The following is a 22,106-nucleotide window of genomic DNA, read 5'->3' on the forward strand; positions in this document are numbered from 1 at the left end:
ATTATTGACCTTTAAGATTACCAAATTTATCTTTATCTACAACAGCATTAGAAATAAAGCTATCGCTTCCTTTTGCTTTGCTCAATTCTAATAATTTTCTCCCGATATTATTATAGTGTATCTGATTAACAGTTGAATTTCTCAGATAAGTACCCTCACCCATAATATCATTTTTAAAATTGGCCGGCGTTTCCTTCAGCCCATTTTTACCTACATATCTATCACTTAAACCGTATGTATGTAAAGTCTCATGTATGGCTGTCGCAGCCGAAGAATAATACGCGGATCTGCTATTCATTATAGACTTTCTAGATGTTAGAAATTCCTTATCAACTACGACGTTTCGCTCGTTAAAAAGCTCAATTGTATTCTTTTCAGGTCTACCATTTGCATCACGGATTGGTTCATTATGTGCATTACTTTCTCCAGGATCCAAAAAAAGCATATTTTCAGCAGCCCCCCCGCTTCCGGCCCCTTCTATTCTTTTCTCATCTTCTTTAGACCCTACTGCGAAGTTCATTTTTATTGAAATACTCCATTCAACACCTTCCTCATCTGTATACTTTCCATTGAGTCCCTCAAATCCTTCAGCTGCCTTATTATATTCAGCAACCTTATCTTTCGCATTTGCTCCAAATACAAAAATAGTTGACGATAATGTCATTCTTTTATTCTCTCTGTCAATTGTAACACCAACGTCCTTACCATCTGGATCTACAAACAATATTGGATTATCCAGCGCGTAGTTATATGGAGAAACGCCTCCATATTTTTCAGCCTTTGCGTCAATTGCATGCCATCTGCCGATCTGCGGATCGTACATTCTGGCACCATAATCATACCAATCCAATCCACTACCTCCATTGCCGGAAAACTCTTTACCCTGTAATTCTTTTCCGTTGTATTGAAACTTGTTTTCAGGACTGTACAAGGCCTTGCCAGATATGCCCTGCATTGAGAGCCCAAACGGATAATAATGCGTCTCCTCCAACAGTGGCCCCGATATCGTTGTGACGTTCAAATTATCAAAGAACACATCCTGCGGCGTTTCATTGCTTGTGTAGACGTATAGATAACCACTTTCGTCCACCACCATGTTGTCCTGGGCCAGCGTCTGCAGTTCGTCTGGCTGAGCGGCAACTTGTTTCACCCCACTATTACCTTCCACCAAGTTAAGTTGTTCGTCGAACATTACAAAGTTGAGGTAGGCCCGCGGCCGGTCCGGGTTGAAAATCGATTGGTTTTCCTTCTTCTTGAGGCGTTCCCAGCTGTCGTTCACGAAGTTATTATTAAGCGGGAGTGCATTGCCTATACCGGTTGCTCCGTGGGCATCAGGGCTCGCGGCGCTTCCATTGCCAAAAGCCCGAACGAGCGCCGCGGCCATATCGGCGGCCGGGGCCATGGACGATTGCGGACCGTTTCCGGATTGTGATTTATAAAAGGCCCGGGCCCCGATCCGTACGGTATCTCCCGCCATCACCTTCAGCACCAGGCTTGGGCCGATCCGGCGGTCGGGGTCCGCCCCGTTGAGCTTCGCGACCGCCGAGTTTTGAGACGTCGCTTCGTCGTCGGGATACCCGACAGGTTTGGCTGACCGGCTGGCGTCTATGTTGCTGAACAAGGCATTTTCCATGGCAGCGTTTTCCGGCTCCATGCTAGCGGAATACATGGAAAAATCAGTTTGCTCCGTTAATACCATTCTCGTATTACCCAGGTAGTCCTTAATGAAATAATCATAAGCGTATGAAACGGGTTGACCGGTTTTACGAATGGTCCTTATTCGACCTTCATTATGGCCTGCAAACCGTAGTGTATCATTTTCATACACCAGTCCTGGCAGATAGTTCGTTCGCGTAACTTTCGCGGGAGTTACCGTATTATCCGTCACGGTTTTCTTGAGTTTTATTCCGCTTGCGTCGTATTCGAAGGCGATCGTGCCTTTTCCGGTGATCGTAATCAATTGTGGCAGTTGCAGATGATTATATGTTATCGCTGTAATGTCTTTGTTTTTGTCTGTGATGAGACTGCCGTTTTGATTATAGGTGTAGTCGAAGTCAGTTGCAGGTGCGCTGGCATTGGCCGTATTATTCGCGGCCGGTTCCTTAAAGTCGCCAAGCGTATTGGCCACATCATTTGCAGAATCCCTCACGAACCGGAGCCTGTTGCCACCTGCGTAATATTCATATCTTAACTGATCTACTACCGCGGGCGCACCGGCCTTAAGCCCCATTTGTTTCATGGAGAGGATATTGCCACCCGCGTCATAGGCCAGGTTACTAACGGTAAAATCCGCCAGGTTCTTTTCCCAAACCGAGCTGGCGCTGGTATTCAGCTGGTTGAAGTCAGCCCCGCTCAACCGGTTCGTCTTATCGTAAAAGTATCCATACGCCCTTGCAATACCATCTCCCTTACTTTTCCACCTCGTGCCGGCGATATTTCCGTTGAATTGGTTGACCTGAAACCCATAATCGTAACTCAATTCCATTCCGAACCAACTGGCCGTGCTGCCTGCGGTGGTAGCATAGGGCTTGTTGATGGCCTTTAACCATCCCCTGATATTATATTCGTGAGTCAACTTTTCAAGTTGCGTGGAGGCACCTGTAACACCCAACCGCTTGTCTTTCAGGTTCCCCATCTCCTCGTAACTGTTATCGGAAATTGTCCTTTCCCAGGATGCGTTATCGTTTAGGCGCTTTTTTACGGTCCGGAGTTTGCCGGTGGCATCATACCGGTTCATCGTCAGCAAAGTTGTGGAAGGGTCGGATGTACTTATTGGATTCGTATGTTTTTCATACTGGCTGAGTAGCTTTCCGGAAAAATCATAAAGATTCGTGATGATGCTTTTGCCGCCGGCAACATTATCGGCAATTGTCTGGATTACCCGGCCTTTATCATTATAATAAACCGTTGTTACCAGCCATTTTTCAGTAGGTGCGCCCAATACTCGCACTTTGTTACCGGTTTCGACGCTTTTTGTGAGTACGCTGGCTGCGGTTGATGCTTCGGGATATGGATTTCCGCCGGCCTGCGGCTTAGCCAGATCAGTTAAATCCATATTATGTTTACCTGCCCAAGTATAGTCGTCATAATAGGTATAGGCGATCGGCGTATAACCTGTGATATTGGGTACCGGGTTCCCTGTAGCCGGCAGGTTGTTGGTAGAATCCTGCAACTGCTGCCGGCTCGCATTGGAAGTGTATAATGCCGACACGGTCGCCCGGTCAAGCCCGTCGTAAAACGTTACCATCCATTCCCGGGTGGGCGTTTTGGCCCGCTGCACCGAATCCTGAGTAAAAACAAGGCGGTCTCGGGCATCGTAGACCATATGAACCGGGCCGGCACCAGGTACTTTTTTAACTATCAGCCGTTTATAGGAGTCGTATTGGTAGAAAAAACAAAGTTCGTGAGAGATTGTGGCCGAAATTACCCAACTTCCGATAACGGATTCAACGGCCTTCGGAGGGATCACAAATCGGAGGTTCCCCATCAAATCGTACACGTAATACGTACAGAACCACCCAACATGCGCCGTTCCTGTAGTATTTGCCGACTGTATTTTCCGCATTACTACCTTCCCTTCATTGTTCTTGTATTCCACCACTTCGGCACCTGCTTCATCTTTGGTGACCTCTTTCGATAGTTTACCGGCAGGATAAACCCTTCCGGCGGCGCTGACGGGAATGATCCCCCCAGCCGGCAAATCCCAAATGCGGACAGAATCCCCAACTGTATTGATGAGGTACTGTTTCTCCACCGGCCTGTTCCCACCGGATTTCGCCCAGCTATTACCCGGACTGTATGTTTTCAGTACCCTGTTCAATGGAGAAGCCTCAAAATCAGTCTGACTATAATAAACCGTTTCGCCGACTGCTCCGGGACTTAAAACGGCGCTTTGATAAAACGCGGCCTGCGAAGTGAATGGTGCGGTTTTGAAAAGCCCATCGCTGCTACCCGTTCCCTGGTGAACATAGGGAAGGTATTGGTATTGTTCCCGTCCGAAAACGTCATATATTTTCATACTCACCAGATCCTTTCCACCCGTTGCATTGGTATCTATAACGCCACCAAGTCCTTTGGAAACCTTCTGCACCTCCCGCCCGAACCCGTCAAAATATTGGGTATGCTGTACCACCTCCCGGACTGTTCGTGACGGTGAATTGACCACTGCCGGATCCGAAATTGGCATCACTGGCTCCCGGGTCCGGATATAGTTGAATGCCGCCCCGCTATAGGCTGCGGGTACTGCAACTGGCGTCGCTGCCGGTCTGGCACTGGTGTTGGGCGCATTCTGGGCGGTGAGCGTCAAGGGTACAAACAGCGCGGCTATCGATAAACGCCAGAAAGTATGAAGGGAAAAAACTTCCATTTTCATAAAAATCTCGTTGAAACATTGATGGGATACATGTGGACAAATCAATTAAAATCGCAGCTCACGTTAAGCGTACAGGGTTGCGGGCCTATTTCCTCGTAATTGGGGCTCTTCGAACAATCGCTCCATTCATACCTGTACGTACATTTGTGCCGGATCTGACCTGGAATGGAAACGTTAACGGTCGACAAATTCACCCGTACGCCCGTTTCGCAAACACCATTAATCATTTTTTTGTTAACGCCGGTACAGGGAACACAGGTAGTCGTGTTGACTCCTATAACCACCCAACGGATAGTATTATACGTGGCGCTGCAGGGGTTCATGTCCTTTTGCTCCTGCTCTATTTCACCGGTATTGGATCCGCCCGACACTTTACAACGCGTGGCCGTAGCCGTATTTTGCCATGCCGCATTATTCGTGCACGCAGTTGAAACGCCGATGTCAGACCATCGTTTTGTATTGAAAGTGCTGCTACGGGGATTAAAATCAATCTGTTCTGCCTGGCGGACCGTATCGTTATATGCGGTATTGGCGGCGCAGGGCTTGCAACGCAGGACGCCGGAATTCAGCCAGACCGGGTTGGTATGATCAAAACCGGCGTAGAAATACTCCGCAGACTTCGTGATATTCCCATCGAGGTCGCGCAGCAACCACAAGCGCCCCATCCCGTCGTACTCGTACTGCAGAATGCCGTTCGGCGTAGCCATCTCCGTTACGCCGCTCAAGGGCGCATATGCGAATGTATTCATGGACGCCTGGCGTGGGTATAACCTCAATTCATCGATCGCCACCGTTCCGCTGACCGTCACGGAAGTGGTCGTCGAAGGCAGAATATGTTCATAGTACCGCCAGCCCTGTTTTAAGGGCCCCTGCGCGGCTGCTACGCCGTTTACAGTAGCGGCGGCGCCGTTAGACCAATAACTTACCAGGTATTCCTTCCCTGCCGGCAATCCGGAAACTGTCAATGCTCCATTTGTCAAATTGTAGGCTTTCTCCCCCATAATTCCGCCGGAAATCCGCAGCGCCGATCCGGACCAACGGCCGTTGGCGGCAGTTTCGAAGCTCGAATAGGCAACTTCAGTGATGGCTGCATTCTTTGTTTCCGACACGGCGCTGGTATTGTCATAATCCCAGGTGATGGAACGGATCGACCCACCTTTACCTGTCAGCTGTATGACATTGTTATTCACATCATAATCCAGGTTGGCGATCCGGATGAATTTCGCGGCGGGGTAGTTTAATTGTTTAGGATATGTCGAAGTCAGGTTCAGGGAAGACGGCAGCTCGCCTTCTTCGGTCAGCAAGGCGAATTCCTCTTTCGGTAATATACTCACGGAATCTACCGCATGCGCCATTTTATACTTCCGGTACCCACCGGCGGTCACCTTGCCGTTTTCCTGCTGGAACGTAGCCACTGGTATATTATACCCGCCTTTTCTGAGGTACTTGAAGGTAGAATCCCCTGCCAGGTCCGTAAAATCTCGGGAAAAATAGGATTCCTCCACCCTCAAGTCCCCTTCACTGCTCCGGCTCAGCTTTTTTGTCGGATTCAGGTGGAAAGGACTATTATATTCCATAAATATTGTATCCGTCTTCTTTAATCCGGTGGTAGTATAGGTATCGTTAATCATTTCTTTGGGCAGCACGGCCATCTTTCCCATGATGTAGGAATATACGAACTGGAAACTGAGGTTAGGCGCAAGTACAACGGGCCTTCCCTGCACCGTTTGTTGGGGTTCACCAAAAACAGGTGTGGTGCCACAAATTTCATTCTTGGCACCGGCGCTCATGACAACCGCGCGCGTCATCCCGCCGTATTTGATAGCCCGGTAATTGGTCCTGGATTCCTGCAGCAACTGGCCCGCCTGGCTGTAGATACGTTTTGCCTTTTCCATACCGTACAAGAGGTTTTGCATAGTCCGTTTCGGTTGCCAGCTGGTGATGATATCGTAGTTCCCGATTATGCAATTATTAACGCCACTGTCGCAGACATTAAAATAAAATGAAGAATCCGTATTCAGATCGTTGAAAAACTCATACTCCGTGCGCCCGTTGCCGGCTCCCCCCTTTTCCTCCGTAACCGTTACGTACCGGTAGCCGATATGGCCTTCCCCGTTGGCGCTTTGCTGAAGATTGTGGGAAGACACCAGGTACCTCGGCGTGTTGGATACACTGCAGTATGACAAAACTGATGTAATCAGCGATGGTGAAATATCCAGGTGCCCGGAAGAATTGGCCGGATTGGTGAAGTCCCGGTATGTGATCCGCCGGATCAGCGTGTCACCGCGGAGCGGATCGTAATTCAGGACCCTTTTTATTCGCAGACCGCCTACGATATCGCCGATATCAAAATTGTGATGATAATCCGTACTGTAAAAATCGCCTGCGCCGATCGTTCCGTCGAACTTCCGGCCTGAAGAAAAATCGTGCGGTTCATATTCCATGATTGTTTTGTTCCCAGTCGGGTAAGTCACGGAAACCAGCGCATCGCGCTGCATCTGGGGCCAGGCCGCTTTCCTGTTGCCGGAATTGCCGCATTGAAGGATCAGGCTTTTTTCCTGGTCGTTCCTGATACTATCGTTATAAAAGCCCCAGTAATCCTGGCAATAAGGGCTGTAGAAATCTTCCGCGGGAGCAGATGGATCCTTGCGGAAAGCCGTGTCATAATAACCAAACTGGTAGGGCATCACTACTTTGTTCGTCTTATCTATCGTCAGACAGGTTTGTAACTTCATCCTGCCCGACTTGAAGTTCCCGTAGTCGAACTGTACTTTCCTGTCCGGCAATGCGGTCACCCGGTCAAACATCCGGATAGAATCGAGCCTGGAGGTTTCCGCGTACCTTTCGCGAATGTCCGAATAATATAGCCGGGCTTCCGCTTTCCGGGTCAACACGCGCGTCAGCCGGGCTTCGTTAAACCGGTCGATCTTTAATCCTCCCCAGAGGTTGGAACAGGCGTCAAAGTTCGATTGGGTAATAAACGCCTGCACAACGGCGGGTTTCCTGAACAGCCCGATTCTTTGTTCGTATTCGAATCGAACGGTGTCTTTCGACGTACGATCGATGCTCATCGTCAGCGCCCACCCGTTAGGTGCGGAAAAACCACTGTTCCATCCTACCTCGCCGCTGATCTTCGCAGATGGCGTTTCTCCGAATCGATACTCCGTTCCATCCGCCATATTGATGACGAACCCATCAAAGTAATTACGGGTGTTTTTGAGCTCATCAATTTCCTGGATAAATATGGGCGTTATTCTTATATCCGGATTATGCGGAAGCAGGATAGCCTCCCTGCCATTGAAAAAAAACTTGCCGGACTGGCCGCCGAAATTGAAATAAAAGATATCCGGCTCACCGTCGCTCAGCCTGGCGTAGTACCTTTCCAATCCGGTTGTATTGGGAGTACCGCTATTCTTTACGGCTTGATTGTTTGCTGTGAGGGTTGCATACAATGCAGGCAGGTCGAAATACATGCCATTATCTATATATCTCCCGCCTTGCCAACCGTTTTCATACCAAAGCCGGCTGGTTTCGGTACCCCAGGCAATGGTAGTATCCCAACGACTCGTATTACTATTCCATTGCCTGGTGGTGTCTTTCGTCGTTTTGATTCCGATTCCCTCGTCCGGGTTCCCCCTGACCGTCCGGGTAATCATGCCACCGGCGTTTAATGTCCATCCCAGACCGACGGCACCCGTTTGCTGATCGGCCCGTATCCCTCCGCCCTGGTAGCTGATACTGATATTTACTTCCTGGCTTTTAGAAGGAATTTTCAACAAGGGGATAGAAATATTGGGGATCCCGGTGAAATAACTTACGGGAAAATCAAGGAATTGCTGCATAGCCGCCATCTCGGGCGTTTTGGGAGAATACTCGAACTTGGTCTGTCCAAGGATCTGCTGCGCCCTCACGGTAACTGTAAAGAGCAGGCAGATCCCCAAAAGAATTACAGGTACAGGTCTGCTGAACATAATCGGTGATTAAAGAACTAAAAAATCAAAACGAGGTAATACTGTAATTGGGTCAAGTACGGTCGGCTTACAGCCTTCAGGTACGTGGGTCGCGATTTATCATGGGTACGGGTTTAACCTTTAGTAATTTCCGGGGGAATACGCGGGGTGCAACTCGAATATTTACATAACACTTTAAAGTAAAAGAATTTAAATGATATTTCCAATAGCATTTGGCCAGATTGCTAGGAAAAGTACAAAAAGGTTTGATTCCCGAAATTGTCGGCCATAATTTCGAACGGAAAGTAAAACGCTTGATTTTCAAAAAACGGTCAATTAGCGCGGGGTACCGTACCAATTGACTGCAGCATTCAACCAAATGGCGGATACCATCTTCCGGAACATCGAACAGTTATCGGCAACGGATAAACTGCGGCAGGAACTGATCGCCAATGTTTCCCACGACCTGCGCACCCCGCTGGCGATCATGCACGGCTACATCGAAACGCTGCAGATCCGGCACGACCGGCTTTCGCCGGAAGAACAGCAAAAGTTCCTGGGCATCGCGCACGACAGTTCGCAAAACCTGTCGAGGCTCGTTTCCCAACTGTTCGAATATTCCAAGCTGGAAGCGGGGCAGGCCGGCCCGGTACTCGAACCTGTCTTCGTAAGCGAACTGGTGAACGACATCCTCACCAAATATCAGCTGATAGCCCGGAATAAAAATGTGTTGCTACGTATGGAAGCTCCTTCAGGGCTGCCGCATATTTTGGCGGACATCGCACAGATGGAGCGGGTGATACAGAACCTGATGGACAATGCCCTGAAATTCACCCATCCGGGCGGCAGCATCCGGATCCTGCTCAGCCAGCGCTCGGCCACGCAAATCGAAATCGCCGTTTGGGACGATGGCGACGGCATCCCCCATGAACAACAATCGCTTATTTTTGAACGGTATAAACAGTTGCAGCAAGACGGCGAAAGCAAAGGAATGGGATTGCGACTGTAGATCGTGAAAAAAATTCTCGATCTACACCAGATTACTATTTCGATACAAAGCGAACCGGGCAAGGGAACTACATTCCGGTTCATGCTGGGGGCATGCTGACAGAATTGCCCCAAGGCGCTGCGCCTACCGAAGCTGGAAGCCGGCTATCGATACCGGTTCTGCCTGTGATCATAAAAAAACGCACAACGTCGTAATGTAGTGCGTTTTTATGCGTAGCCTTGGGATGCCGGGTTTCACGTTCAGAAACGGTATAGGTACGATCGCTCGTACTGATTGACGCCTACATCAATTCAAACGCTTCCATTCCTTTTAAAGCCTGTAACAATTCCTGGAGACCAAACTCATCACTGATCAACGCCATGGGCGGAATCATACCAAGGCGCATACTGGGTTCCTGCATCCAGCTATTGAATTTTTTCCTTTGGCCGAACTGGCAATAACCATATGCGTAAATTTCCACCAGTTGCATAATAATGTTGCTGATCGGCTTTGGGAATACGCCCCTGTCCCGCCAGGCCCGGAAACTGCTGCCGGTAGCGTTGACGGCGAAGCATAGATCGGAGACGCTGAGGTCTGTTACATCCATAAAATCTTCCACTATTTCAAAAGGCAAGCCATCTCCTACAATGGCTGCAGCCTTTGATTCGGTAAACGGATGCAGCAGACGGAGCTGCTGGAAAGATTGCAGATTGTGTGCGGAAATTGAATCTAATTTCATGCTAACTAATTAATAAATGAATGATAGAATTCGATGTTAATTATGTTGCACACTTTCATCATGGGGATGTATTTGGGGCGGACGGGATGCGAGGTAGCGGATCTGCGCTGCGATGATTTTGTTGATCTTTTGCCGGGATGCAGCCGGGATGCGATCGCTATGCGTAAAATAATAACGGTAAGTATCGTCATCCCATCCGCATTCTATGCAAATGCGGGCGTAAACGGCATCGCTCAGGAGGTTGAGGACGGAAATGACTTGCGGAAGCTGGGCGTAAACAATGGATTCGTTTGATTTCATGGTGGTTTGGTTTAAGAAGACGATTTGCAAAAACGATGGCGGCTTGAAAAATGCTATTACACCTTCATTCTGTAATTCAAATATACGGAAATATCGTGAAAATATACTCTTTAGTGCATACATTTTATTACATACTCTTAAGTGCATATGTTATAACGCTAGCTTTTTATACGTTTGTCATTAATTATGAAAGAAAAAGGGAAAGAAGCTATTCTATCCGATTTTGGCAAACGCCTTGCAAAATACCGGGAAGCCAGAAATATGACGCAGATGGATGTGGCAGTTGCTATCGAAAGCTACCCCGGCTATATTAGTCGTATGGAGAACGGTAAGGTTGAACCAGGCCTGTTCATGATCCTGGCGCTTGCTGAAGCGCTTGATATTACTCCGAATGAATTAATAGGTTCAAGATCAATAAAATAAAAATGCAGGCCAACAGACCTGCACCTGTGAATTACGTGTAACTCTTCTTATTTACAAGTTCGAACTAAAGATTGTTAATCCATCACCAAAAACGCAAACCCCAATCTATCAAAAGCTTGAATTTGGCTGTCTTTAATTAAAAAGTATCGGGCAAATTTCTTTCCATCAAAAGCAACGAATGCTCGTTCAGTAAGATCCTCGTCCAATATCAAATCCTGTAGCTCTTCCGGAGCTTTTTTGTATGGTACAATTTTAAGCGTCTTCAATTCAGCTGTTTTGATATGATTCTTAAGACCAAAAGCCATGATTCGCAGCAACTCTTGGCGTTTGTATTTAGTACCAACGGGAGTATCAACCGGATAGGGTACAACATACTTCAAATCAACTGTATCAATATCAAGAGAAGGGCTACTAACATAAGTCATAAAATCACGTATTACTTTTTCCTCCGGAATCTGTCCCGTTGCCCGCCCAAAACATGAGGCAAAAAAAGCGAGTAATAATAAACGAGTATTTTTCATAAAATAAGATTATGCTATTTACAAGTTCCAACGTTCGTTGGCGAATCGCGCTTTCCAAATTGTGCACCAGGTAATTTTCTCATATCTTCGCCAAGCTGGGCGGGATTAACTCCTTCTCCAAAAATCCAATGAGATTTAGTTCTTGGAAGTTTAAGTCCACAAACATCTCCAATATCCAGTACAAAATTCGCACAGTTATAACTATCCAAGTAGTAAACCCGTTGTGGGTTCTCAATTTTTGTTAGTATTGCCTTTAATTTATCTGCCGAAACATTTATACTATACTTTACATCATACTCCGTAACCGAATCATCACCAAATGCACTCAAGGAAGAAGTTGTAAAAACAGCATCGATATCTTTAGCTGGATAAAATCCAATCGTTCGTCGAACTACTACTCCCCCAACAGCCTGTTCAATTGAGATATAAGCATGACCTACGAGTTCCTTTATGGAAACATACTGAGTAGTTCCCGGCACCGGCTGATCTGCATAAAACGTGATATTCGCTCCTGCGGCTCTTGAAAAACACTTCAAGTAAGCTGTCACATCGCTTATCGGCTTTAATGGGGGCATTACAATCAGGGGCTTGCTTAAGCCGTCAGGGGCGCCGACGCACGCCGTTGGAACCGTTGTACCTGTTGACGTACCGACATTACCGCCTCCTACTCCAGTACTTCCGCCAGTACTTCCTCCAGAATAACCTCCATCCCCCTCATAACCGCCTTCTGAATATTCATCAATCCAAATGTAGTTATAAACACAATCAGTTGAATAAGTAACATTCCCAATACAATTTCCTTTACCATCTCCAGTACATGCCACCGTTGTGTAACATGATATTGAAATGGCATAAGGAGTTGCTTTTACGATCAAGCTACCAGCAACGCCACTCCTTCTTGCAGCTTCAAAATTAAAACGTTCCCTCCTCGTCATCAAGCAGCGGTCTGAAAGTACTGACGGCTTGTCTGCGAAAGCCCGTTGATTAAACAAATCGGCAGCAATGAACACAGTTCTGGCATTTGCGTGATTCCGACCATTGTTGCTTCCATATCGTAAAGGCCTTCGGGCGTCAAATACTCTAAAGCGAAACCCTCTGCTCCCTTTGATCATTACCAACAGCCCTACTACCTTTTTAGCTTCATCGTTTATCAGAGGGACCATTGCAATAGGACTTCTTCCTTGAAGCCCAAATGTCGTGAATTCCCATCCTGGTTTTCCGAGGGCGGCCATAGTGCTGTCCATCCATGGATGTTTTTCTTCCTGAACCAACAGCGAATCGGCATATCCATAAAGTCTTTCATCTAAGCCAACTGGAATTTTCACAAATTCGTGCTGCCGGAGTTTATTTATGGGCGATTGATCATACTTTTTACATCCATAAAAATTGAAAATAAAATACAACGTCGTGCAAAAAATAATGAAATAGTTTCTTAAGATTTGTTTTGGCTTCATAGTATTGAGGTTTAACTAAAAAAAAAAAATTACATTTCAATCATCCTTTCAATTTGTACTTCATACAACTCTTAACTTCTCCTTCTCTACTTTCCTCCTAAATCTTTTCATAACCTGCTTTTGATATCTATCTGCGGTCATTATTCCTATTAAGCTAAATTCCAAACAACTTTGCGCATGAAATTCTTGTCGATCCCATCGTACTGTAACAAACAGCCCATCCTTTACAACGACCATCTTCGTCGCACTACCTGCCATATAAAAGTTATTTGTCGCTAATATCCAATCATGTTCTGAAGAGATTTCGGCCCTTAACCTTCCGTCATGAATAAAGAATGTCTTTATTGCTCCGCTATTCCTGAAGAACAGGTGGGAATGATTCTCACCATATTCGAGAATTACTGCATCCTTTTTGAATCGAATTACTTCACATCGGCTGGCAACAATCTCAAGAAGAGAATCGGGGATATTGGGCATCATTCTTTTAAATTTGGCCAATAAATCTGCGATCATCGTTGCAGCGGTTTCTGCCGTTACTACTTCAGCCATCCCCGATTCGATAAGATAATTCCATGAGTTCATAGTGTGTTGAATTAATATTTACATACTTTAATTATTCTATTTGATAATAATTGATAACCAATAGAATGATACTTAGTGGCGTACTAGTGCCAAAATGAATTACTACGGTTACAGTACGGTATCAATACTGTATCCCTACTATATCCCTACTGTATCTATACTGTAGACCTATTTCAGGGCCTGACCCGACCCTCAACCCCTCCCGATAAAAATCCTCACCTGCTCCTCCGTTAATCCGCTTGCCGCGCAAAACTCTTCCACGGAAATAAACTGCCCCCGCTCCTTCTGGAAGATCTTTCGCAGCCGGCTCATGTATTTCCTGGCCGACCGGGCGCTTTTGCCCAATATGTTTTCGATGTCTTGCGTGTAAATGATCAGCCTGTCCGGCACTTTTTTTACCATGATGAAAGTTTACGTGATAAGACCCAAAACGGCCAAAATGTACCGTTTTGCCACCCCTGGCTTTTTTGCCCTTTTGCCCGCATTTACCTTCGCCATGTAATTACACCCCACGCTGATCACGTGAAGAGCCCAACAGGGCATGGCTACGGAAATGCCCCATTCTTTTACCTTTTAAAGCTTTTAATCATGGCTAAACAAGATGGTTTATTACAGTTTAATGGTGCCATCGGCAACCTCTCTTTTTACAAAACCCGGAATGGTGGCTTCGCCGTTCGCCAGAAAACGGGGATCAGCCCCCAGCGGATCGCTACCGATCCCAAATTCGCGATGCTCCGGGCCAATGGCATCGAGTTCGGCCAGGCCGGGCGTGCCGGCAAGCTCATCCGTGCGGCGTTCGGGGTGGCGATGAAGAATATCGCAGACAAGGGCGTCAGCAACCGGCTTACTGCCCTCTGCAAGTCCATCATCAAATCCGATGCGCTGAACGAGGCAGGGAAACGCCAGCTGCTCGAAGGAGAAATGTCCAAACTGGAAAAGTTCGAGTTCAATGCGCAAAGCCCGCTCGATACCTCGTTCCTTGCGCAGTTCACGCATACGTTCGATCGGGTGGCCGGATCCGCAGGTATTAACATTCCGGTATTCAGCCCGGCGGAAATGGTGATCCCGCCCGGTAATGCCACCCATTTCAGGATGCGGGCTTCTGCTGCGGCGCTGAACTTCGGCGAGTACAAATTCGTGTCCGGGCAAATCGCTACGGAACCGCTCCCGCTGGATGGGAACACCGCGCCTATCGACCTTTCCGTACCGCTGCCTCCTAACTCGGCCGATGTGCTGATGCTGGCCATCAGCATCGAGTTTATCAAGGAAGACGGTACCCACCAGGCCGATGTGCTGAACAGCGCGTACAACGCTATGCGGCTGGTTGCGGTGAACGTGGCACCTTAAGGGAACATTCATTTTCTAACATTTAAAATCCTTTAAATATGGAATTGCTCAACCGTTTAACCGCTCCCACGCCTCCTTTCTTCCAGAAGGTGCGCAACCTGGGCTTGCTGCTGACCGCTGTTGCGTCGGCGGTAATAGGCCTTCCGCTGGAGCTGGAGCTACCCCTTACGGTGCTCGAGATCGCAGGCGGGTTGGCTGTTGCCGGCTCCATGATGGCTGGCTTGGGACAGGCGGCCGTTAAAAGCGAGTAAACTCGCGCATCGATTCTTGTTGTATCGCCCCGGCGCTTCGCCGGGGCTTTTTTCATACACGTTTGTCTACACTGTTCGCACTGAAAGCCACCAGGTTAAACATCTCCCGCATCCGGCTCCGTACCTGTTTACCGTACCGTTTTTCCAATGATGCGGCGTCCAGGCTGGTGATCACATGGGTCAGCATATTATGCGGGCGGGCCAGGTCTCCCCGCGATAGCAGTATCTCTCCCATCACGTTACAGGTTTGTCCATAGTACTGCATGTCGCTTTCCGCACCGAGGCCATCGAAGCAATAGACGACGGGCAGATGGGTTTCCTTATCGAACGCCAGATCGCTGTATTTACGGATCACCTCATGCCCCAGCCTGCCATATTCCATGGCCACCTGCCGGGTGCTTACGATCCTCGGGACGAATGCACCTCCGCTCATGGCGGTAAATATCTGCATCAGGGCTGTTTTCCCGCATCCTACCGGGCCGCTGAGCATTAAGCCTTTCCAGAGGAAAATCCGCTCCTCCTTCGCCCTTGCCTGGTCTTGCAGGAAGTAGGCGATCATCCGTTGAATACAGGGTTGATCTACGGGGTGGATGCTGTAACGGCGTCCGTATAGCGCTTGCCCCTTCTCCTCAACCATCCGCTGATAATCGGCGTAGTTATAGTGGGGCTCCATAGTCCTGGGGGTTATCCAGTTCATTCTTCCTTTGCCAACCGCGACGCTTTGCCGTGTGCTTATCCAGCATCCACTTGCTGGCTTTTGCCTTCCAGTTTACGATGGGCGTATGCCCGCCCTGCATCCAGCCCGTGGATTCGTAGTAGTTGAAGAATTTCCGGGCTTCCCTTTCCGCGTGGCCTCCGGCTTCGAAGCAGGCCAACACTTCATCGAATTGCGGGGGAGTATTTTCTTTTCTGTTTACTGTTTGTATTGTTTTATTAATGTGTCCCGGTTTCGGGACCGGTTTCGGCTCATTTTCCGGTTCAACATCTGCCAGAATGCAGTCCGCATCCACCGGCAAGGATAGCTGCTGCTCGATCAGGGTGAGGTTCTTCATCGATACTTTGGCCTGATCGCGCGGATGCTCGGCCGGGTGATACTCCAGGAAGCCCCAGGCATGGAGCTCTCTCAGCGTTCGGTGGTAACAGTCTTTGGAGCCGATCTTGCTGACCAGCATCAGCTGCAGCCGGCTAACGGTCATGGTTACGCAAAATTTCAGGGAGTTCCACTGCCGGAACAGCGCCAGATACAAACTTACGTGCGAAGGGCGCATGCTGCTATGCCTTTCCAGGCGGAAGAAAAAACAGGATAGCTGGTGAATGTAATTGATGTGCATACTCAACTAGATTGGTTTTACAGAATGTGGTTAAAAACGTTGCATGGTAATTGGTGGCCAACAATGCTTCAAAACTAGGGCATACCCATCTATCAAAAATGTGACATATGTCTCATCCTGCAATTTCTTCTCTCAATATTCTGTTCAGATGCTCGCGGGATACGCCCAGGAACGAGGCGAGCGCCACACGGGTTACCCGCTGGATCAGCGTTGGGTAGTGGGTTTTCAGCATCTGATACTTTCCTTTGGCATCCTTACGCAGCCATTTCGTGCGGTTAAAGGTTTGCTGGTAGTAGTACCTGGTCAGCATCAGCTCGAGAAAAGCGAAGGATGGGTGTTTCTCGCGCAGCATGTTCAGGTCATCCACATGGAGCGCGATGCACTCCGTGTTGGCGAGCGTCACCAACCGCTCTCTGCTCCGGTGCTGCATGAAGAAGCTGTCTATAGCAATGATCACATCGCCGTCGGACATGAACCAGCAGTTGAATTCCTTTCCGTCTTCCTTCTCGAGGGATGTCACCAGGCCATTGATGGCGAAATAGACGTATTCGCAGATCTCGCCGTAATCCAGGATAATTTCATTGGGCTTAAATAGCACGTGGATGCAGTGGGTGGCGATGTCGCTCATGACGGCTTCCGTGAGCTCGGGGTTGAATTTCTGAAGGCCTGTGAAAAGGGTCTCGAATGCTGAGGCAGACGCGGTGTCTGTAAAGGGGTAATCGAATGGAAGGACCTTGCCACGGGTGGATTTTCGCATACAGGTTTGTTTTGGATGATAGGTTAACCTGGGGCAAAGGGGTTTGTGGTATGGGGAGGGGACGTGCGAATATAGAATTTTCTAAGGTATTTGAAAACTTAAACTTGTCTTTTAATTTGGATTCCTCCATACTTCTCAAACATTTCCTCAAAAAGAACAATTGAAAAATGACCCGATTCTAACGCTGCCTGAAATGCTGGGATACTATTTTCAAAAAGCCCATACAACTTCAAAATGTCAACTCCTATCGTTGTCTCGGATAATTGTGTCACTAATTGATCACCAAAATTACCACCTGCGAGTACAAAACGTTGAACACCATTTTTGCTCTCATTATAGAGGCCAAAGGAATGTAGCATACTGTTCCTAAGTCCATAGATCTCAAAAGCATTTGATCTCGAAATATATCGGGAAATATAGTTTTGGAAGCGCTCTCCAACCTTTCCTTTTGAATCACCTTCGGCAAACTTTGACAACAGATCTATACCGGCAAAAATCCCCATAACACCAGGCCATAATGCCTGATATCCCGGCTCAAGTTTGGTCCCATTATTAGGATTGAATCCAAAACACATCGCAACATCACGGCGCAATAAATAGAGAGTTGAAAAGTTATTATCTAAACCACCTTTAGGGGAAATCGTAGGGTGACGAAAGAAAAACTCAAACTTTTCTTTAATAAGAGGTGTCATACTTAAAATTAATTTAAACCATTAAATATATATAACCAATTAGGAAGGGCGTCGCGTATCCAGCTGTAACTCTGATTGTTTTTCTAATATTTACCCAGAACTAATAAAATTGAAAGCGATCTAATATAGTAAATCTGCGTCGAAATTTCGAAATCGTTCAACATCTATCAAATCGCGCTCTACATAAGGCTTCAACGGCACAAAACAATACTTCTTCAGTTTCTCTATCAAATTATTCCAGTTATTGGTTATTAGATTCGTATGAACTAAAACATCATAGTTAAATGCAAATTTAATGGCATTATTTGACATAACTTTTTCAGCCATTTCTTGAAAAGCAAATTCTACTTGCTTGGCTGCCAAAAAACAAATTTCGGGTACCTGCTGATATTTTTCGGCATCAGTATATCCTTTCAAAATGGTGTTAAAAATATTTACCTGTCGCACCCCCTCAGGAGGATGATCAAAATTTAATAATTCCGATGTGGAATGATTCTTAAACCCAAATAGCCGGAACAAGGAGTAAACGGCAAAAGAAAAATTAAAAGTACCATTCTGCCAATCAGTGTAAAAACTGCGTTCATTAGAGTCGAGATTAGCGTTAGATAAATTTGCAAAATTGATAAATTTTAGCCCCATATATGTCGCCATAATATCAGCATCTAGTTCTAATGTTTGTACATCCAAATTGTTCATCCCAATATTTTGTTCCGATTCCGCAAGTTCAAATACACCTCTTTCAGCATGAGAATAATCTACATGCCCAAGGATAATATGAGCGTATTCATGATTATGAAGGAAGTTAAGAGCAGTACGTGCTAACAAAAATGCAAACTTACGGCGTACCTCATTTTTAGGGAATATTAGTATTTCCTCTGACGATAAATATAATTGATCGAAATGCGTAATCTCCGGGTTAAAAACTTTCAATCCTGGCTCCTCTTCAAGGGGATCACCAACGGAAGTTAAAATATTGGGGTTCGCTAACATTCGATTGAATAAGGCAGTGACTAGAATTACCGTTGCGGCATTGATGCCTATAAAATAATTACCATCTTTCGCACCCGCGTAAGCATTCAGACTCAAAGCATTTATAAATTCCGTGTTAACAAAGGGCGGATTAACTGGCTCCTCCCCCGAAAATCCATAGTTCCTTTTTTGCCAACTAAACTCTATTAAGAGCCATTTAAAATACTCGTTTAAATTATCATCCTTGAAAGCAGGAACAAAAAGACCTCCCTTGGTGGCAAAATGTGAGTCAAAAGCAATTTGATGTTCTGTCATTTTACATTTATTTACAACTAACTTGGTAATTCTCGCGCTAAACAGTTCACCGTTTCATTCGAAACAAATCGAGCTTAAGTGTTAAACACACGCTTACCCAAGTCCCCGAAAACACTTTACTCCGATTCGGCATCAAACGAGTAAAATGTAGCCTCAGCAAAGCGCAAACGACTAAAAAGCAAACTTCTTTAATGCCCTCACGACAAAATACATAACAAAAAGCCCAATGAACAAAAATATGAATATCACTCGTTCCCTTTGTTGTTTTCTTCGGGGAAAAAATCGATCAGGCATATATTGCAGCAATCTAAATTGCAAAAAGGACAGACCAATGGCACCACCTATAAATGCCAAAAAAAACAAAAAACCTCCCAAAACAGGCCAATACTGCTGAAAGAACAGCATCCCAACACCAATTGTTGTTGTGCATAGCAAAAAATAGAAGAATTGAAATTCCCATCGCTCACTAGCATAATCGATCGTGCCACGTATGATTTCAAAGAGAACCATCAATGATAGCAAGTACATAGAGATGCTGATAAACTGCATTCCATTCTCAATAAACTTGAGTTTATCATCTTTCACCTCAATCTCTTGGCTGGAAAAAAGAATTACCGCATTAAGTATCCCAAATATTGTAAGCAGATTCGTGTTATTTTCAAGGTGCTGCTTAAAAGATATTGCAACCGGCGGTACCGTTTCAATACCAAGAATTGCCGTAAATCCTCCATTTGTGACATGATGCTTTCCCGCCACGGTTGCTACCAATATCCTCTCCTCACCATCCTTGATTACTTCAAGTAATCCGTTTACTTCTAATATTGTTATAGTGGAATCATCAGAATAAAATTTGGGTAAATTCTTTCTAATAACTTGCTGATCACGACTTTTTATGACAAGTTTCAAAAGATTGTCAGCCTTCAGATAATAATTAAGATAGTTCTCCATCGTAATAGTTGAGGTAAAGATTCAGATTATTTTATATTATCTACACATCAATACTATAGAGTTAATGGCACTGAATTAAAAGGTAACAAGTAGCCATTTCGACCTGGCGACAAAGGAATTAGATCCAGTCGAACTGTAGATGGAATATTCACTGCATTTAAATAAAAGCTTTCTATTTGGGGATTTTTTAGATTTAAATAGAAATGCTGATTGACCAACATCCCAAAAGTGTTATTATCTGCAAATAATGGCTCTGGGCCAAAACGAGCGCAGAACATTGCCAAATTCGCCAAAACCGCACTAATACAGTAATGAAGTGTCGCCAAGTGAAAATTTCCGATTTTATCATGCTTAATTTTGTTGTAAGAATCATACCATGGTAAGCTTCCGGTCGGAGATGATGATGTCCATAATCCGAAAGGCACCTCCGCCGGAAATGATGGAAAAGCAGTCAGCCCAAATTCAAAATCCTTTAGATGTAATTTAGGTAAGAGTTTGATATAATCGTTAGTAGTATATCGGCTCGTAGCAAACACACCATAAACCTTATCCATATAAGTCCTCCAATAACTTTCCAATTCCGTGCAAGCCAACAGCAGCAGCTCCCTTGTTTTATGACTATAGGCACTCAACCCGCTCCCATTAGGTTCGATGTACAAAAAAAGGTCGTCCAACTTTGATATTAAAAGTCGCAGCGCCTGCTGCGCAAATCGAATCTCAGCTTCGGTGTAGTTCAGCGAATCTATCACAATATCAACATTGTAAAGACCTGGCCGCCAAACTCCTTCTATGCAGTCCCCGACATTGTTAATCATAGTAGTTATATTCTTCGCGCCAAATGTATTCTTTATCCAATCCTCAAGCGTGCCGCTTTTCCCCTCCGAAATGGCTAGTTCATTTTGAACCGTATGCCAACTCGTTTTTTGACCAAAATAATGAACAAAGTGCGTAGGTGTTTCAAACGCATATCCCAAAGGGTAACGAACTTTGAATGACGGATCGAACCCATTTGGAACCGCAGTTATTTCATAAGTTAATGCTGTCATGGAATTTTCTATAAATATAAGATAGTTAAAAATAATATACGAGTAGCCCGCAATTAATCAATTAGATCAAGAAATACTTAAGCAGCAGAACCCACAGCCTAAATGCTACGTTCGCTTATCATTCGTTTTATCAGAAAAAATAATTAAGTTAAACATCTCTCTCATGCTGCTCCTCACCCTATCCCTATACCGCCTCCAGCTCCTCGCTGTTCAGGTTCGTCGTAACATGCGTATCATCTTATTCATTACCGGTGGGTAGCGCTGGAGCAGGAAAATCTGTTCAATGAACAGGCCCGTAAGCTGCAACAGACTTATCATCCCGAGGTTTTACCTAACGGAGATACGCTTAAAAAGTTACTGGCCCTCAGCAGGTATTTGCTGTTCAAATACCACCGGCTCTGGACAAGGGAGCAACAGCAAAGGGGTGAACTCCTTTTTAGCCGCTATCCTGTTATTCAGAAAGCGTATTAACTGTCTTTGCGGTTTGGAGAAGTTTATCGGTTGCCCACCTGCAAGGAACAGGCATTCCTTTTTAAACAGTAGATCAAGTTCATTTTTTTAGCCCTTTTGGCTGACACCGAAGATTTTGAGCAGGAGGCTTGCGGATTTATCGCTTGGGGTCAAGTAATTGATTTCCGCGCATTTGTCCAAGATGTAGTAAAGCAATACAAGCCCCCGCGTGGAAAGTTGCTCTTGCTTGCTCTTTTCGACCCAAACCCGCTGGTTCCCTTCGAATTCCGCTATCACGGTTTCCAGTTTAGGAAGAAAATCACTGGTAAAGGCTGGGCGATATAAAAGGACATATAAGGGCAAATAAAGTAGAATCCCCACGACTAGTACCATAAGGAGATAAGGTATATTAAAGCTGGCCAGCACGACCAGGAATACTGTTCCGCAAATGGCTACCAAGGCCGTATAATGGCATAAGGCCCAAAACCAAAAGTCGTTGATTAATTTCCGTCGGGTCGCAGCCGTTGGCCAACTATCAAAATCCTACTGATATTTTTCATGAGTTCGGAGGAAACGAGTGATGAGATATTGATAATCAAAAGGTTGTTCAAATAAAATAAATGATTTAATCGCATAAAAAGCATTACTTTCATAACTATTTATTTTAATGC

The 22,106-nt window shown here is 45.9% G+C and carries 20 protein-coding genes; 4 read left to right on the forward strand and 16 right to left on the reverse strand.

Annotated elements, in window-relative coordinates:
• Position 1 precedes the first annotated feature (1 nt).
• Together ACQKLP_RS17695 and ACQKLP_RS17700 are read right to left on the reverse strand one after the other, a co-directional pair.
• Positions 2-4,372: a DUF6443 domain-containing protein gene (locus ACQKLP_RS17695; protein ID WP_427324172.1), complete on the reverse strand. Its 4,371-nt coding sequence runs from the start codon at positions 4,370-4,372 to the stop codon at positions 2-4.
• A gap of 41 nt (positions 4,373-4,413) precedes the next feature.
• On the reverse strand, positions 4,414-8,343 hold the full coding sequence (locus ACQKLP_RS17700; RefSeq protein WP_427324174.1) for a hypothetical protein: 3,930 nt from the start codon (positions 8,341-8,343) through the stop codon (positions 4,414-4,416).
• Between the two features lie 358 nt (positions 8,344-8,701).
• Here ACQKLP_RS17700 and ACQKLP_RS17705 point away from each other — a divergent pair, with 358 nt between their 5' ends.
• Positions 8,702-9,331, forward strand: a complete 630-nt coding sequence (locus tag ACQKLP_RS17705; protein WP_427324175.1) for a sensor histidine kinase — start codon at positions 8,702-8,704, stop codon at positions 9,329-9,331.
• Positions 9,332-9,611: 280 nt separating this feature from the next.
• Here ACQKLP_RS17705 and ACQKLP_RS17710 read toward each other — a convergent pair whose 3' ends face one another.
• The gene (locus ACQKLP_RS17710; RefSeq protein ID WP_427324177.1) at positions 9,612-10,049 is read right to left on the reverse strand and encodes a hypothetical protein; all 438 of its coding nucleotides are present in this window, start codon (positions 10,047-10,049) and stop codon (positions 9,612-9,614) included.
• Between the two features lie 36 nt (positions 10,050-10,085).
• A complete protein-coding gene (locus ACQKLP_RS17715) occupies positions 10,086-10,349 on the reverse strand; it encodes a hypothetical protein (RefSeq protein WP_427324179.1) in 264 nt (87 codons plus the stop codon).
• Between the two features lie 186 nt (positions 10,350-10,535).
• On the opposite strand from ACQKLP_RS17715, the gene ACQKLP_RS17720 reads away from it, so the two are divergent.
• On the forward strand, positions 10,536-10,772 hold the full coding sequence (locus ACQKLP_RS17720; RefSeq protein ID WP_427324180.1) for a helix-turn-helix domain-containing protein: 237 nt from the start codon (positions 10,536-10,538) through the stop codon (positions 10,770-10,772).
• Between the two features lie 74 nt (positions 10,773-10,846).
• Here ACQKLP_RS17720 and ACQKLP_RS17725 read toward each other — a convergent pair whose 3' ends face one another.
• The 4 genes from ACQKLP_RS17725 to ACQKLP_RS17740 form a co-directional block, all read right to left on the reverse strand.
• A complete protein-coding gene (locus tag ACQKLP_RS17725) occupies positions 10,847-11,293 on the reverse strand; it encodes a hypothetical protein (protein WP_427324181.1) in 447 nt (148 codons plus the stop codon).
• Between the two features lie 14 nt (positions 11,294-11,307).
• Positions 11,308-12,747 carry a hypothetical protein gene (locus tag ACQKLP_RS17730; RefSeq protein WP_427324182.1) on the reverse strand — a complete coding sequence of 480 codons (1,440 nt, stop codon included), beginning with the start codon at positions 12,745-12,747 and terminating at the stop codon, positions 11,308-11,310.
• A gap of 60 nt (positions 12,748-12,807) precedes the next feature.
• Positions 12,808-13,329 (reverse strand): hypothetical protein, encoded by a 522-nt coding sequence (locus tag ACQKLP_RS17735; protein WP_427324183.1) that lies wholly within the window; start codon positions 13,327-13,329, stop codon positions 12,808-12,810.
• Positions 13,330-13,521: 192 nt separating this feature from the next.
• Complete coding sequence (locus ACQKLP_RS17740; RefSeq protein WP_427324185.1) at positions 13,522-13,731, reverse strand: hypothetical protein; 210 nt, start codon at positions 13,729-13,731, stop codon at positions 13,522-13,524.
• A 186-nt stretch (positions 13,732-13,917) separates the two neighbouring features.
• On the opposite strand from ACQKLP_RS17740, the gene ACQKLP_RS17745 reads away from it, so the two are divergent.
• A complete protein-coding gene (locus ACQKLP_RS17745; protein ID WP_427324186.1) occupies positions 13,918-14,676 on the forward strand; it encodes a hypothetical protein in 759 nt (252 codons plus the stop codon).
• A 44-nt stretch (positions 14,677-14,720) separates the two neighbouring features.
• Complete coding sequence (locus tag ACQKLP_RS17750; RefSeq protein ID WP_427324187.1) at positions 14,721-14,927, forward strand: hypothetical protein; 207 nt, start codon at positions 14,721-14,723, stop codon at positions 14,925-14,927.
• Positions 14,928-14,979: 52 nt separating this feature from the next.
• On the opposite strand, the gene ACQKLP_RS17755 is transcribed toward ACQKLP_RS17750, so the two are convergent.
• From ACQKLP_RS17755 to ACQKLP_RS17790, 8 genes are all read right to left on the reverse strand, one after another.
• Positions 14,980-15,600: a hypothetical protein gene (locus tag ACQKLP_RS17755; RefSeq protein WP_427324189.1), complete on the reverse strand. Its 621-nt coding sequence runs from the start codon at positions 15,598-15,600 to the stop codon at positions 14,980-14,982.
• Entirely contained in the window at positions 15,584-16,258 is a 675-nt protein-coding gene (locus ACQKLP_RS17760) for a hypothetical protein (protein WP_427324190.1), read from the reverse strand. Before ACQKLP_RS17760 ends, ACQKLP_RS17755 begins: the two co-directional genes overlap by 17 nt.
• Positions 16,259-16,370: 112 nt before the next feature.
• Positions 16,371-17,015: a Crp/Fnr family transcriptional regulator gene (locus tag ACQKLP_RS17765; RefSeq protein WP_427324191.1), complete on the reverse strand. Its 645-nt coding sequence runs from the start codon at positions 17,013-17,015 to the stop codon at positions 16,371-16,373.
• A 98-nt stretch (positions 17,016-17,113) separates the two neighbouring features.
• On the reverse strand, positions 17,114-17,707 hold the full coding sequence (locus ACQKLP_RS17770) for a hypothetical protein (RefSeq protein ID WP_427324192.1): 594 nt from the start codon (positions 17,705-17,707) through the stop codon (positions 17,114-17,116).
• A gap of 120 nt (positions 17,708-17,827) precedes the next feature.
• Complete coding sequence (locus ACQKLP_RS17775) at positions 17,828-18,991, reverse strand: hypothetical protein (protein ID WP_427324193.1); 1,164 nt, start codon at positions 18,989-18,991, stop codon at positions 17,828-17,830.
• Positions 18,992-19,162: 171 nt separating this feature from the next.
• A complete protein-coding gene (locus ACQKLP_RS17780) occupies positions 19,163-19,939 on the reverse strand; it encodes a hypothetical protein (protein WP_427324194.1) in 777 nt (258 codons plus the stop codon).
• A 53-nt stretch (positions 19,940-19,992) separates the two neighbouring features.
• Positions 19,993-20,985 (reverse strand): hypothetical protein, encoded by a 993-nt coding sequence (locus tag ACQKLP_RS17785; protein ID WP_427324195.1) that lies wholly within the window; start codon positions 20,983-20,985, stop codon positions 19,993-19,995.
• Between the two features lie 558 nt (positions 20,986-21,543).
• The gene (locus ACQKLP_RS17790) at positions 21,544-21,828 is read right to left on the reverse strand and encodes a hypothetical protein (RefSeq protein ID WP_427324197.1); all 285 of its coding nucleotides are present in this window, start codon (positions 21,826-21,828) and stop codon (positions 21,544-21,546) included.
• Between the last annotated feature and the right edge of the window lie 278 nt (positions 21,829-22,106).

Origin of the sequence: Chitinophaga sp. NPDC101104, from assembly GCF_050277495.1 — a bacterium.
Taxonomy (GTDB): Bacteria; Bacteroidota; Bacteroidia; order Chitinophagales; family Chitinophagaceae; genus Chitinophaga.